This is a genomic window from Paraburkholderia lebeckiae, assembly GCF_050436325.1.
Taxonomy (GTDB): Bacteria; Pseudomonadota; Gammaproteobacteria; order Burkholderiales; family Burkholderiaceae; genus Paraburkholderia; species Paraburkholderia tuberum.
In genome coordinates this window covers 2381909-2397050 of the sequence record NZ_JBNDLZ010000003.1, presented here as the reverse complement: position 1 = coordinate 2397050, position 15142 = coordinate 2381909, and the positions used below count along the sequence as shown (strand labels likewise).

Annotated in this window: 11 protein-coding genes and 1 pseudogene; 11 read left to right on the top strand and 1 reads right to left on the bottom strand. The window is 60.8% G+C overall.

The genetic code is table 11. The features are described from left to right. Positions 1–18: 18 nt before the first annotated feature. Positions 19–1284 carry a glucose-1-phosphate adenylyltransferase gene (gene glgC, locus OKW44_RS28910; RefSeq protein WP_018418544.1) on the bottom strand — a complete coding sequence of 422 codons (1266 nt, stop codon included), beginning with the start codon at positions 1282–1284 and terminating at the stop codon, positions 19–21. A gap of 474 nt (positions 1285–1758) precedes the next feature. Between glgC and OKW44_RS28905 the strand changes: the two genes are divergently transcribed. The 11 genes and pseudogenes from OKW44_RS28905 to OKW44_RS28855 all read left to right on the top strand — a co-directional run. Further along, entirely contained in the window at positions 1759–2871 is a 1113-nt protein-coding gene (locus OKW44_RS28905; RefSeq protein WP_035470118.1) for an alpha/beta fold hydrolase, read from the top strand. A 460-nt stretch (positions 2872–3331) separates the two neighbouring features. Further along, entirely contained in the window at positions 3332–3874 is a 543-nt protein-coding gene (locus tag OKW44_RS28900) for a hypothetical protein (RefSeq protein WP_018418542.1), read from the top strand. A gap of 525 nt (positions 3875–4399) precedes the next feature. After that, positions 4400–5638 (top strand): NHL domain-containing protein, encoded by a 1239-nt coding sequence (locus tag OKW44_RS28895; RefSeq protein WP_018418541.1) that lies wholly within the window; start codon positions 4400–4402, stop codon positions 5636–5638. Positions 5639–6087: 449 nt separating this feature from the next. Next, entirely contained in the window at positions 6088–6555 is a 468-nt protein-coding gene (locus OKW44_RS28890; RefSeq protein WP_018418540.1) for a DUF4188 domain-containing protein, read from the top strand. A 422-nt stretch (positions 6556–6977) separates the two neighbouring features. Next, complete coding sequence (locus tag OKW44_RS28885; RefSeq protein ID WP_018418539.1) at positions 6978–7949, top strand: AraC family transcriptional regulator; 972 nt, start codon at positions 6978–6980, stop codon at positions 7947–7949. Positions 7950–8531: 582 nt separating this feature from the next. Further along, positions 8532–9320, top strand: a complete 789-nt coding sequence (locus OKW44_RS28880) for an alpha/beta fold hydrolase (protein WP_018418538.1) — start codon at positions 8532–8534, stop codon at positions 9318–9320. A gap of 222 nt (positions 9321–9542) precedes the next feature. Then, complete coding sequence (locus OKW44_RS28875; protein ID WP_026225480.1) at positions 9543–10124, top strand: carboxymuconolactone decarboxylase family protein; 582 nt, start codon at positions 9543–9545, stop codon at positions 10122–10124. A gap of 177 nt (positions 10125–10301) precedes the next feature. Beyond that, a complete protein-coding gene (locus OKW44_RS28870) occupies positions 10302–10757 on the top strand; it encodes a RidA family protein (RefSeq protein WP_026225479.1) in 456 nt (151 codons plus the stop codon). A gap of 306 nt (positions 10758–11063) precedes the next feature. Then, the gene (locus OKW44_RS28865) at positions 11064–11591 is read left to right on the top strand and encodes a hypothetical protein (protein ID WP_018418535.1); all 528 of its coding nucleotides are present in this window, start codon (positions 11064–11066) and stop codon (positions 11589–11591) included. 510 nt (positions 11592–12101) lie between these two features. Next, positions 12102–14393 carry a two-partner secretion domain-containing protein gene (locus OKW44_RS28860; RefSeq protein WP_026225478.1) on the top strand — a complete coding sequence of 764 codons (2292 nt, stop codon included), beginning with the start codon at positions 12102–12104 and terminating at the stop codon, positions 14391–14393. Between the two features lie 441 nt (positions 14394–14834). Beyond that, positions 14835–15114: pseudogene (locus OKW44_RS28855) on the top strand (alpha/beta fold hydrolase); the annotation flags it as partial. Positions 15115–15142 lie beyond the last annotated feature (28 nt).

The window sequence follows — 15142 nt, the reverse complement described above, 5'->3', positions numbered from 1 at the left end:
TGGCATGCGGCAGGCACGCTACTCCGGATGCTTGCGCAACGCCTCCTGCGTGACCAGCACGACGCCTTCGTCGGTGCGATAGAAGCGCTCGGCGTCGCGCGCCGGGTCTTCGCCGATCACCGTGCCTTCCGGAATCGTGCAGCCACGGTCGATCACGACCTTCTGCAGACGGCAACTCGCGCCGACCGTGACCTGCGGCAATAACACTGCCTCATTGATATTACAGAACGAACTCACTTTCACGTTCGAAGACAGCACCGAGCGCGAAATCTGCGAGCCCGAGATCACGCAGCCGCCGCAGACGATCAGATTGTTGCCCGAGCCCTGCAGCCCCTTCATGTCGCGCACGAACTTCGCGGGCGGCAACTGCTCCTGGTATGTCCAGATCGGCCATGACTCGTCGTACAGGTCGAGCGTCGGTATCGTCGACGCGAGGTCGAGGTTCGCGGCCCAGTACGCGTCGATCGTGCCGACGTCGCGCCAGTACGGCTCGACGCTCGGGTCCGACGACACGCACGACATGCTGAACGGATGCGCGATCGCCACGCCTTGCGTGACGACGCGCGGCAGGATGTCCTTGCCGAAGTCGTGATCGGTATCGATCGCGGCGATGTTCTCTTCGAGCTGCGTGTACAGGTAGTCGGCGCTGAACACGTAGATGCCCATGCTCGCGAGCGCCGTGTCGGGGCGACCGGGTATCGCAGGCGGGTCGGCCGGTTTTTCGACGAAGCCGGTCACGCGGCGATTTTCGTCGACCGCCATCACGCCGAACGCGACCGCTTCCATGCGCGGCACCTCGATGCAGCCGACCGTGCAGTCGGCGCCGCTGTCCGCGTGATCGGCGATCATGCGCGTGTAGTCCATCTTGTAGATGTGGTCGCCCGCGAGCACGACCACGTACTTCGGGCGGATCGAGCGGATGATGTCGAGGTTCTGGAACACCGCGTCGGCGGTGCCGCGATACCAGTGCGCGCCTTCGACGCGCTGCTGCGCGGGCCACAGGTCGATGAACTCGCCCATCTCGCCGCGCAGGAAGCTCCAGCCGCGCTGCAGATGCCGCAGCAGCGAATGCGCCTTGTACTGCGTGACCACCGCGATGCGGCGGATGCCGGAATTCAGGCAATTGGACAGCGCGAAGTCGATGATCCGGTATTTACCGCCGAAGTGCACCGCCGGCTTCACGCGCTTGTTCGTGAGCGGTCCGAGCCGGGTACCGCGTCCGCCGGCGAGGACGATCGCGAGGGTAGTGCGCTGTAAGTCGTTCAGCCGTGCCGGAGTATTCATATTTGTCTCCTGTCGATCGGAGTGACCCTTCAGCACTCACTCCGACCGCATGCAAGATGGTTGCTTGATTGATATACCCCCGGGGTGATCTGGTCGCTTCCTCTCCGCTGATGATTCGGGCTGCCTGGCAGTCGTGCCGCATTGCCGTTCTTCGCTGCCTGTTTTCGCGGGTCCGTCAGTCAGTTCTAGCACCGATTGGACGCGAGCGAATAATGTTTATTGCGGGGGCCGCGTGGCGGACCATCCTCGAACGATCGCCTGTTACGGCGCTTTTTTCGGTGCGGCGCAACACATTGGCCACAAGGTCGTGTGCGGACGATGCTTGAGCCCAGAAGGCGCAATATGCATGCCATCTCGCCGCGGCCGGGTGCCGTGCCTGCAGTGCGCGACTGGCGGCGGAGTTCGGCGGCGCATCGTAGAATCGTGCGCTCCCTGCCTCGTGCATCCCTATTGCGTTTTTTGCAGAGCATCCCGATGAATCTTCACCGCCCATTCCTGCTTGCCCTGTCGAGTGTCTGCTCCTGTGCGATGCTGTGCGCGGCGTCCGTCGCGGTGGCCGCCACGCCGGCGGGCGCGCCGGTCAGCGAGGCGAGCCCGACCGCCGCGAGCGCCGCGGCCGCGTCTTCGCTCGACGATTCCGGCCCGGCCTACGGTCCCGAGCTGCAGGGCTTCAGCTACCCGGCGCCGGTCGAACGCTTCGAATTCACCTCGCAGGGCGTGCCTTTGCAGATGGCCTACATGGACGTGAAGCCCGCGCATGCGAACGGCCGCACCGTGGTGTTGCTGCACGGCAAGAATTTCTGTTCGGCGACGTGGGACGCGACGATTCGCCGGCTGAGCGATGCCGGCTATCGCGTGATCGCACCGGACCAGATCGGCTTTTGCAAATCGAGCAAGCCCGAGCATTACCAGTACAGCTTCCAGCAACTCGCGCGCAATACGCATGCGCTGCTCGATTCGCTCGGCGTCAGCGAGGTGACGGTGGTCGGCCATTCGACGGGCGGCATGCTCGCCGTCCGCTATGCGCTGATGTATCCGCGCGAAACGCAGCAACTGGTGCTCGTGAACCCGATCGGACTCGAGGACTGGAAGGCGAAGGGCGTGCCGTCGCTGTCGGTCGACCAGTGGTATCAGCGGGAGCTGAAGACTACCGCGGACGGCATTCGCCGCTACGAGCAGGCGACCTATTACGCGGGGCAATGGCGCGCGGACTACGAACCGTGGGTGCAGATGCTCGCGGGCATGTATCGTGGGCCGGGCAAGCAGATCGTCGCGTGGAATTCCGCGCTGCTCTACGACATGATTTACACGCAACCGGTCGTCTATGAGCTGGGGCAGCTCGGCATGCCGACGCTGCTGCTGATCGGCCAGAAGGACACGACGGCGATCGGTAAGGACGTAGCGCCGCCCGAGGTGCGCGCGAAGATTGGCCATTACCCCGAATTGGGCCGCGCGGCCGCGAAGGCGATTCCCCATGCGACGCTGGTCGAGTTCGCGGGGTTGGGGCACGCGCCGCAGATGCAGGACCCGCAGGCGTTTCATAAGGCGCTGTTGGAGGGGCTGACAGCGGCGGCGGAAAACCGTTGATCGATTACGTGGGTTTCTGTCCCGCAGTCATAGTCCTGCGTCGCTCTGCGTTAAGCGAACCTGCCTGGGGCTATTTTGCGGTCCATCGCGGCGTTCTGGAGAGGGCCGGCTGCGGACGGGCGGTAGTCGGCCATGAACCGTCCCTGGCCTTTGGTGCGCGACTGTCCGCTCCCGGCTCTGATGTGGCCAATGGAGGGACCTCGACGTTTAAAATCCCAAGTTCATCGAACCATATGGCGGAGGTTGCGTGACACTCGAACGAGCGACTGGCTATCTGTTTTCAAGGCAACGCAATGCTTGTCGTGCCCGCACATCGGTGGATGGCGCGCGAGAAACGTCGAGTCGCTCCGGCAGCATGCGGTTTCATCCGATGTCTCGCATGATTGCGTCCGTTGTCGCGTGCCTAATGAGTTGCGGGTGCGCATCCGCGCCTGAGCCACGCGACTACGCTAGCAACAATATGCAAGCCGTTCCGTTAACTGAATGCCCTGACGTGAGTGGCCTTTACGAAGGCAGAGTACGACAGATCGTCGAAGGTTACGGGCCGAGCGTATTGCCTTTCACGGACGAAGTATTCCACGCAGAGAACATTGAAGCAGCCCAGACCATGCGCGCAAGCTACAGGAGGGATACGGACGGTCGTCGCGTTGCGCCGGATACCACTTCTTTCCGGAAGAATGCTGACGGCAATTACACGGTCACGACATACTACGGCACTTCCGAACTAGGGAGCATCAAAACCCGCTTTAACAGCCAAGTCAAAGTATCGTGCGAGGCGGGGACTATTAGTTGGATCGCCCCGGAGCAATCGTCACGATCTGAATTTGGCCCGAACTACTCCTTTTCTGGCCGTTCCGTTAGGCTGGAGAGCAATGGCGACATTCTGCTCACCACGTGGACCCATATGAGCTATCACATGGCGCTATTGTGGCTCCCCATGGGGGCCGGCACGGATAGAACGGTTTATCGCTACAAGCGACTGCGCTCGGCAAACGATCATTGATGGCGCCCGCACCCACAAGTGCGCGGCGCCACCGGTCCGTAAATACCCATAGATGTTCATGCTAAGGGGCGTCCGCTTTATGCCCCGAGTCGGACAGATTTGCTCACATGCCATTCGGCTGGTTTGGCTGGCGGATTCAACCGGTCGCGATCGTCAGGCAGCGCCATGGCACGGCGCGAAGCCTGATGGTTCAGCACGTTTAGCCACCGAATCTTCAATGCTCAAACCAGCCGCCATAAGAACGCATCTCGGCGGCGCAGTCCAGCGTGTTCCGTGCGTTCGGCTCTGGCTGAGCTTGCCCGAGCCCAGCTATTTCCGTTTCCCAACAGCACGGCAAATTGCGTCCGTCCCGAAGGGAGGAGCCTAAAAATTTATTTGCTTTTCGAAACGCACTACTAAGATGAAGTGTTGGGCGGTTTGGGGGCTTTCGGGCTTGCTTTTCCTGGTCACAACATCCTGCGTTCCGCGACAACGACTTTTCCTTGAATAGTCGTGACAATTCGGTGGCACCGAACAGGAGGATGTATGTCGCACGGAACACAGCTCTGTCCGAGCATCGCTGTCACGTTGCGGGCCCTTTACGCACTGCTGCTAATTGCGACGGCAAACCCCGCCGCCGCGCAGATCATCAGCACCGTCGCGGGCCCCGGTCAGGGCGGCGTAGGTGCGGCCGGAATCGCCGCAGAAGCCATCGCGCTGGACCGATGGGGAAACATATACATTGCCGAACCGACATTTCGCGTCGTTCGCCGCATCGATCACGCGAGCGGAACCGTTACCATCATTGCCGGCACCGGGCAAGCTGGCTACAGCGGCGACGGCGGTCCCGCGACGCAGGCCATGCTCAGCTATCCGACAGGGGTTGCCCTTGACCGAGCAGGGAACGTGTTCATTGGCGATTTCGGCGTTGGCGTGCGAAGAGTGGATCGGGAAACCGGGGTCATCACCACAGTTGCCGGCCCGGGCAATCCCGGCGTACCTAACCGTGGTGACGGCGGCCCGGCCACGCAAGCCATAATGCTTGCAACCGACGTTCTTCTGAACGGGGAAGGCGATCTCTATATCGGCGATGACGACCGCATCCGGCGCGTGGACCACAAAACGGGAATCATCACGACCGTCGTCGGCGATGGGCACGATGCATTTCTCGGCGGCAGCGGCGAAGGCGGGCCGGCCACCCGCGCGGGCTTTAGCTACATCCCAGCGCTCGCCTTTGGCCCGCACGGCGAACTTTATATCGTCGATCCCGGTCTCGCAAATGTTCGCCGGGTGGATAGAAGGACTAACATCATTACCACTGTGGCCGGAGAGCACCTCGCCTTCTTTTCTGCGCCCCCGGCTCCCTCCGGCTATAACGGCGATGGCGTCCCGGCGACCGACGCGTTATTGAACTTCCCCACGCATATCACATTCGACTGCGCGGGTAACCTGACGATCAGCGATACCTTCAACTTCCGCGTGCGCCAAGTGAATAGGCAAACCGGCATCATCACAACCATTGCCGGCAACGGGCAGGACTCCTACGGCGGCGACGGCGGCCTTGCCACTCAAGCTAGCATAGGCGGTCCCAGGGGGCTCGCGTTTGGACCCGAGGGCGATCTGTTCTTCGCTGGCTCCGGGCACATTCGCAAGGTAAGCGGCCTGCCGAAAGCCGGGCGCCGCTGCGAAGAACGTGATGAGGACCGCGACGGCGGCGATGCGGGGCGCCCCGGTGATCACACCGATCGCAAAGATGGCGGTGCGTTGCTTCCATGGTGGTGGTGACACCGCTTGCGCTACGCCACTATTGCGCGCGCAGCAGATGATCGCGTGCGCGCCTGCGCCGGATGCGGAACAGACGAAGGCAGCCTGCTGGCCAGCAGGCTACTTCGGACCATCCCACCAGCTGCGACCGTCACAGTTCGACCAACAAGCGCCGTTGACAAGCTGCAAGCCCAACCGCACAAATCAGTCCGGGAGCGGCCGCTCGACGACGGGCTAGGAGTGTATTGAGCGAAGCCGCTTTCGCATGCAGGTGGCCGTCGACGTCCATGGTAAGTCTTTGAAACGGCTGAGCGGTCGCACGCTCCGACCGCAGCCTAAATTTTTGAGGTACGCTCCCCTGCGGCACGCAGGGAACGTCCCAACGCCTATAGATGTCCCCAACCGCGGTAAGTGCCGGGCACCCTGCAAGCGAGGAAAACGACATGTAGTTCTTGAGAGGATAGGTCGCAATGATCAATAAAGCGCGTGTCACAGCCACGTTTGACGGCGATTTTGTCGTGTTTTTAATTGGCATGAGAGTCAATGAGCCTCTTAGGGTACACAAATGGTTGCCCGTCGCCACCGCAATGCCACGGATGATAAAGGAGCTTTATCGTCAACCAGAGTTGGGCTTCCTCCACGCGGAGATGTGGTTCAGCCGTACGACGATCATGGTGCAGTATTGGCGTTCGATAGATCAATTGCTGGCCTATGCCAAAAATCGTGAATCAGAGCATTTGCCGGCCTGGCAGGCCTTCAACAAGGCCATTGGAACGGACGGATCAGTCGGTATCTGGCATGAGACGTATGCGGTGTCGCCGGGTTGTTATGAGAATATTTACGTCAACATGCCGCCGTTTGGTCTCGGAAAGATTGGTTCGCTACAACCCGCAACAGGTGGCAGGCAATCGGCAGCTACTCGACTACGTGGCCAATAAGGTTCATGTGGTTCGTCGCGTGCGTTTGCGTATTCCTGTCGTCGAATGCCGCCGGTTGCGACTCGGAGACTCGCTGACGTGGAAAGCCGCACGCGAATGTCTGCATCCAGCACTGCCGAATGTCCCTTCCGGGTCGGCACATGCCTTCTGCATGAAGTCCGCTGCCGAGGCGATCGCCGCTCTTGGTCGTGGGGCGTCAGGCGGCCAGCAGCGGCCATTTGTGAGAAAAGCTCGAATGGCTGAAGACAAGCTGAGATCGGACAACCCGCCCCGCGTGGCGTTCGTTCCGCCGAAGATATGTCCGCATACCGGAAGCGGCACGGTACGGTACGATGGTGGCCCTGAGGCAACCGTCAGTCTCTTGACCTCGCATACATCGTTGATGGGCGCAGCCCTGTGAATACGCCCCAGAGGAGTAGCCCATGCCGTCCGAGCACGCCGATGTCTTGTCACAGGTACTCAGGCTGATTCGCCTTCGCGGAGATCATGTTTTCCACGGCGAGCTGGGCAGTTCCACCGAAGTGATTTTTCCGCCAGGGCCGGCAACGTTTTTGCATCTGCGTGCCGGCGAACTGTCGGTGTCTCAACGCAATGGCCCCTCCGTGACGCTGCGGTCAGGCGACTTCGTTCTTTTGCCACATGCGGACGGACATACGATTCGAAGCAAGCCGGGCCGGAAAGCACATCAACGCTTCGAGGCGGCGGTGGACTTTACCCCCAGCAGAGATGCTCAGACGTTCAAATGGGCGGCTGATGACGGCATGGCAGGATCCTTTCTCGCAGGATCATTCTATTTTGACGGGGCGCCGTTACGCTCTTTGCTCACCGGGCTTCCCGGTCTGATTCATCTGACATGCGACAAAGTCAGCGAGCCCCCTTGGCTGGCCTCTATCTCGCATTTCCTTGACGTGGAATCGCGTAGCGCCGGCCCAGGGTCATCGCTGATGATCTCGCGGCTTATTGATCTACTCGTTATCCGCACCTTGCGGATGTGGGTCAGCCAGCAAGGCGATCGGCTCGGCTGGCTGTCCGGACTTAGCGACGAACGCGTAGGCCGTGCGTTGAACGCCATGCATCTGGAACCTGACCGTGCATGGACGGTCTCGGCCCTCGCCGAGACGGCGATGATGTCGCGATCGACGTTCTCGGATCGCTTCACGGCGGTGGTGGGACTTCCACCGTTGCGTTACCTGACACGCTGGAGATTGACAATCGCAGCAGACTTGCTAAGCGGAGGGACCCTGAAGGTGACCGAAGTGGCCCACGGTGCCGGCTATGGTTCGGAGGCCGCCTTCAGTCGCGCCTTCAAGGAGGAGTTTGGCTATCCACCGCGTGACGCGCATCGAATCGCACAGACCGGGGCCTTTGTCGCGCGAAGTGCGGAACTCCCTTGAGAGTCCTCTTTACACTGTTGGCTTGATTCGTCAGTTGAAACTGTCATTGCGGCGGTTTCCTTTCAATGGCATCGCGTCGGTCCCCAGCCGGCGCCGATCTGCTCGCTTGTCCGAGTGCGTCGATCGTACGATGGATCATGCAAATCAGACGCCGAGATATGGTCAGTCTCGAATACATTCTTTAGAGTGGATAGCCAAGGTCCTCCGGTATCTGAATTGGAGGAAGGGCTCTCACGCACTATGGTTCGGAGCTCTCATGCTCAGGCAGCCCAGACGGTTTGCGATAACACTTCTCGTTGCAGCACCCACGCTTCCGTCATGCGTCTGGATCGGAAGCTGGAGCGGAGCCGCTAGCTTCACCGTCGTATAGGCGGCATGAAGGCCGGGCATGCTGCGATGCATAAGTAACGTCGGCTGATCTCGGGCAATTCGTCGATCTGGTGCCGTTCAGTTCCGCCCCAACATAATAGAGTTCTGGATTCCTAAACGGAATCGAGAGATCGAGGCATGCCCACGGATCTTTCAAATGCAGGTTTCAATTCACGACATCGGCATCGATGTCTCTTCAAGGAAGCAATGTAGATGAAACTCATCCTCGCTGTTCTCGCCATGTCAGCATTCGCCTTTGGTACCGGTGCGATGGCTGCGGAAAAGCCCCCCATCGTTCTGGTCCACGGCGCTTTCGAAGACGCCCAGGTCTGGGGTTATGTCACATCCAGGCTTCAAACCGACGGCTTTAAGGTGGTGGCTGTCGATCTGCCAGGGCGTCCGGGCGCGCCAGCCACACCGGACAAAGTCAGCCTTGACCTCTATCGCGACACCGTGGTCGCAGCGCTGAACAAATCCCATCGCCCGGCCGTCGTGGTCGGTCACAGCTTCGGCGGCATCGTCATCGCCGACGCCGCGGAAACGGCACCGAAGAAGATCAAGACTTTGGTCTTCGTTGCTGCCTACCTGCCGCAAGACGGCGACTCGCTCGTTTCAATGGCCAGTAAGGATGCCGACGCCAAGATCGGCCCGCACCTGCAGATCGATAAGGAAAAGGGCATTGCCTCCATCGAATATCCGGCACGTGCCGATCTGTTTGCCAATGGAGGTCCTGACAAACTACGCGAGGCGATCCCGGATCTGATCCTGGATGAACCCGTCGGCCCGCTGGCTACGCCTGTACACGTGACTTCCCCCAACTTTGGTCAGGTCGACAAGGTCTATATCCACACAGCCATGGACCAGGTCATCAGCCCCTCGTTCCAGGCCGAGATGGTTGCCGCCACCCCCGTGAGAGCCGAGTACTCCCTGCCGACCGGTCATACGCCGTTCCTCACCGATCCCGACGGTCTGGCAAAGGCGATCGAGGCCGCTGCGAAATAGGCGGCTTACGGTCGGTCCGGGGAAGCGAAGGCGGGAGGCTTCGTCATCCCGCGCTTTGCCTTCGAGTGTGTTGCTCTGGGCAGAGGGCTGCGATATCCGGGCTTCCGCGCACCGTCCTGCAGGCCGCTCTTCGATGGTCTGTGCCGGGATGCCCTTTCCAATAGAAGCATACGCGTCCGTTGTCTTCGACAATTTCTCGTGTTTTCAAAAGGCAGAACCGATATGTCCCGTCTTCAGATACCCGCCACGATCGCAGATGCACCAGCTGCTTCTCAGCCCTTCCTGGAGGCCGTCAACAAGAAACTGGGTGTTGTACCGAATCTGTTTCGTCTGATAGCCAACAGCCCCGCGGCGCTAGAGGGGTACCTCGGTCTGGCCGGAGCCTTGGCAAAAGGCGCACTTCCAGCACAGACCGGCGAACGTATTGCTCTCGCCGTCGCCGAAATCAACGGCTGCGACTATTGCATGTCGGCGCACAGCTATTTAGGAAAGAACGTGGCGAAGCTTGACGATGCGGAAATGTCCGCCAATCGAAATGGCGGCTCGAATGAACCAAAGGCTGCCCCTGCCGTGCAGTTCGCCGCGAAGGTCGCGCACGAACGTGGCCGCGTATCCGACGAAGATCTGCGCGTCCTCAAGGAGGCCGGCTACACTGATGCGCAGATCGTCGAGATTGTCGTGCACATCGCACTGAGCGTCTTGACGAACTACGCCAACGTCGTTGCAAACACGGAGATTGACTTTCCCGTAGTGCGTACATATCAGGGGCTGAAGAACGGGACTCGCACGCTTCTTAATACGTGATGCGTTGACCGAACTGATCGATTGCGTCAATGCATCGTAGGCAGGACAAGCATCCGCGAGCGTATCGAGCCTCAACCGACGAACGTCGTGCGGTGTATCGGACGGTTGAGCTCACTGCATCGCGCTAATTTCATCAGGCCAAGTCCATTTCCTTTTCACGTTACGTTGAGCCCGAACATGAACGTATCCGAACGCCTCGCGCAAGCAGGCCTAAAATTGCCATCGCCCATCAACCCACTTGGGTCCTATCGAACGGTTTCCGTTTCGGGGAATCAACTGTATGTATCGGGGCTCGGCCCTTTCGAGGATGGCAAGCCAATCGTGGGAATGGTCGCTCGCGATATTTCTCTGGAAAAGGCTCAAGACGCGGCGCGCCTAACGATGCTCATGATCTTGGCCTGTGTCGAACAGGCCTGCGGACTCGACAACGTCCGGCGATGCAGCCGGCTAACAGTTTACGTGCGTACAGCACAGTCGTTCACCCAGCATCCGCAAGTGGCCAATGGCGCCAGTGATCTGTTGCTGACGCTGTTTGGGCAAGACAATCTGCCGGCTCGAAGCGCGCTGGGAGTGCATTCGTTGCCGATGGGCATCCCGGTTGAGATTGACAGCATCTTTGAGTTGAAGGGGTGACGGGCATGGCTCGACGCCGCGCACATACGAGCGCAATGACGCGAAATCCGCATCCCCAGCGGGAGGAGTTAAGCGCACGCCAGAAAACGGACGTAGGGAATTTAAAGATTTCCGATCAGCCGATCGAATATGCTGGGCCTTGTGTCCCGAGGTGGTCGTCCAACTCTACGACGCGATGCTCGAACTCTACCCCCAATCACGCTAATCCGGGCTCGCTCTGGGGCGCGGCGAACTCCGCCAGGAAGGCCGCGTAGGATTGCTCCGCACCACAACGAAGCTATGGAATCCCCAAAGGAATGCTGACCCATGCACAGGAAGTTATTGGCCGCTGCCATCACCTTGACCGTCTCCGCCGGATCTCTCGCGGCCGCTCCTGCCGCTTACAAGGATCCGCTGGACGCTCAGGCCTTGAACACGATCAAATCAGAGTTCGGCGAGCTCATGGAATTAGCCAACCGGCACGATTTCAAGGCTCTGCACGAAATGTTCTGGCAATCCCCCTCGGCCCTTCTCGTCGCCAAAAGCGCAATTCCCTCCGAGGGGAACTGGGCAGGCTTCTGGGGCAACGAGGCAATCGATCGGAAGCTGCACGACATCGGCACCTCCGGCCCGGTCGTCCTCCGACCGGATTACTCAAAGCTCAAGGTCGTCGGCTTGACGCCGGACGTAGCGCAATCCTACGCGCCGGTGAACATCACGGTCTCGTATGCAGGGCAGGACGGAACTCCCAAGCCGTTTCTGATGATCATCAACTGGATAAAGGTCGGGAAGGACTGGAAGGTTGCTTCTGAGATCATCCTGCCCGTACCTCCTGCACCCGTCGCAAAGAGTTAGGCCTTCGCGTGCCGGTGTGCGGAATCCAGACTGGGACCTGGCTGCTGGCAGCAGGTTTCGCTCTATTTGACGTCCGTGAGCTGCAGTATCGAGCGACGGCTCAACTCCGATACCCGCCGTTGCACCTCTGACCGATCGACTGTCAGCAATGGGTCGAGTTCTGCCGAACGCGTACCGGCCAAGCAGGCCTGGCTCGCGCGAGGCCGACGTCGGACCGGGATCGGCCGTCGGGCGGACATTCAGACGTCGCATCGCATTGCAAACGGTCATCGACCTTCGCCGGGAACACACTGCCCTTCGAGCAGTTTCGAGCCGATTTCGCAAGCGCGTCAAACGGTGCCACACGAGAAGCGGCCACAAACGGCGAGTCAAGTAGGCGCAAAAAGCAGAGGTATCGGCATGCATCGGCGACTCCAGCGGCTATTCTTCATATGCTGCGATGATTGCGTTCCCGGTCGGTTGTGGGTGGTGGTCGGCAGCATTCCGCGCTTCTCGCGGAAAGGGGGTTGTATGTCACGTCCAGACCGATCCCGGCGCGCGCGACGCGCACTCCATCGCGGGCAAGCAGACGGACATCTGTGGTTCGCCATCGGTATTTCGCTCACGGGGCTATCCTTTTCGCAAGCGATGCTCGCGGCGGGCACCCTTCCGCAAGGCGGCACATACGTGGCTGGCGCGGGCGCGATAGCAGGGCACGGAAACGGCCTTGTCATCACGCAACCGGGTTCGACACGCGGCGTGATCGACTGGAACAGCTTTTCGATCAGTAAAACCAACAGCGTGACGTTCGACAACGGTTCGGGCGCGACCCTGAACCGGGTGACGGGCGGCTCGCCGTCCGCTATCTTCGGCCGGCTCAGTGCAACGGGCAGCCTGTATGTGATCAATCCGCAGGGCATCGTCGTCGGCTCATCGGGCGTGATCAGCACAGGTGGCCGCTTCGTCGCGTCCACCCTGGATATCTGCGACGACGCCTTCATGAAAGGCAGCGGCCCGCTTACGCTTTCAGGCTACTCGGATGCAAGCGTCATCAACCTCGGCAGGATCAGTTCCAGCGGCGGCGATGTGTTCCTGATTGCCCGGGACGCAGTCATCAACGACGGCACCGTGGCAGCGCCCACCGGCACGGCGGAGCTGGCCGCAGGCGGGCAGGTGCTCCTGCAGGATTCGGGCAGCAGCAGGCAGGTGTTCGTGCAGACGGGCAGTCAGGGCACGGCCATCAACAAGGGGCGGATAACGGCCGCTCAGATCAGCTTGCAGGCCGCCGACGGCAACGTGTATGCGCTCGCAGGCGGCGGCATGCGCATCCGCGCGACGGGCACGGCCAGCCGCGACGGCCATGTGTGGCTAGTCGCCGACAGCGGTCGTGTCGGGCAGCTCGGCAAGATCGCCGCAAGCAACGCGGACGGCAGCGGCGGAACGGTCGACACGCAAGCGGCGCAACTCGCATTCGGCAGACATGCAGCGGTTCATGCGGGCCAATGGAATCTGACGACGCCCGGCTTAACGATCGACGACTCCGCCGCCCATGCGTTGCAGCGCAGCCTGAACGCGGGCACCTCGGTCGCGGTTACGACAACGGGCGCCAATGGCGTAACGGGCGATCTGAGCGTTGCGTCGAGCCTCATCTGGCAGGGTGCCGCTTCGCTGACGCTTGCCGCGTATCACAACGTCTCAGTGACGACGGGCACGACGATCGCGAACCACGGGGCGGGCAATCTGGCCGTGCGCGCTGATGCAACGGGCAGCGACAACGGCGGCAGCATCGCGAATAACGGCATCATCGACTGGTCGGCAAGCACCGGCATCGTCAGCGCGCTCTACGACATGAACGGTACCTACAGCCCCGGCACCTTAGTCGGCAATGCATCGTGGTCCGCTCCGGCTTACAGCGGGCTGGTTACGCAGATCACCGGCTATCGACTCGTCAATTCGGTAGCGGACTTTCAGGCGGTCGGCAACGACATGACCGGCAACTACGCACTCGGAAAAGATATCGAAGCGAACAACGCCGCGTTCACCACGCTGGGCACTACCCCGTACACAATTAGCACGTTGTTCACCGGTCAATTCGACGGCATGTGGCATATCGTTTCGAATCTTTCGCCGAGCCTCGACGCCATCTTCGGCGATATCGGGCAACACGGCGTCGTGCGCGATTTGAAAGTCGACGCCCACCCGCTCGCCAACGACACTGGGTTTTACTATGGAATTGGCCTCCTGGCTATTAACAATCACGGCACTGTAGTCAATACGTTCACCTCTGGCGCGAACAGCTGCGATTGCTTCTATGCACCACTGTCAGGGCTCGTTGGGACGAACTTCGGGCTGATCGAGCGCTCGGGAAGCAGCGCTACGGTTCGGACCGGTGGCGTAGCGGCCGGACTGGTTAGCACCAACTATGGAAGCATCGACGAGTCGTATGCGACCGGCTCCGTCACAGGCTTTTTGACGCACGGCGGTGGTGGCGGACTGATGGCGAACAACTACAACTACGCCACCTCCAGCTACGGCGTCATAACGCAATCTTTCGCGACAGGTCGCGTTATCAGCGGCAACGGATTGGGGATGGGCGGCATCTGCGCAGGCTGCTCGGGTGGCCTTGGCGCCGACGTTTACTGGGACGTTCAGACCACCGGGCAACCGTCGGGCGGCGGCAATCTACCTGCATCCAACGGGCTCACCACAGCCCAGATGAGCAACCCCGCCAGCTTCGTCGGCTGGGACTTCGGGCCGAACGGCGCGTGGGTCATGCCGACCGGCGCCACGCATCCAGTGCTGCGGTGGCAAGTGGAACATTAGCCTGGCGCGATGTTGGTGGAACTGCCCGTCACGCAGACGATCGGAGAACGAAGCGAGTCGATCTGGGCTATCGACGCCTTGATGCCCGCGTGCTGGGGAGCGCATCGCTATGTCTGTGCTGGAGTTCAGACAATGACGTTGAACGTCTGAGAATGGTCTGGTGTGAGACGTATGCAGAATCCCGCCCCCGATGTCTCTGATGGGTCGATCAGCGACGCTCGGGACGCACGCCCTGAGCGCTTGGCGTACGAAAAAATCCCTTTATTGACGGCACCCCTGATAGCACATGGCGTGATCCTCCGAGATTCAGCCCGCTAGATCAGCACGAACGATTCCTGCGCGAATTTAGCGGTGCAACGAAGGCACGTGGGAATACCGTAAACGCAAGACTGGCAAGCCTTTCGGCGCTTTTCGTGAACTGTTTATAGTCGACACGCCAGCACGCAACCGGTCGTCTATGAGCTGGGGCAGCTCGGCATGCCGACGCTGCTGCTGATCGGCCAGGAGGACACGACGGCGATCGGCAAGGATGCAGCGCCGCCCGAGGTGCGCGCGAAGATTGGCCATTACCCCGAATTGTGCCGCGCGGCCGCGAAGGCGATTCCCCGTGCGACGCTGGTCGAATTCGCGGGGCTCGGTCACGCGCCGCAGATGCAGGACCCCGCAGGCGTTTCATAAGGCGCTGTTGGAGGGGCTGACAGCGGCGCCGGAAAACCGTTGATCGATTACGTGGGTTTCTGTCCCGCAGT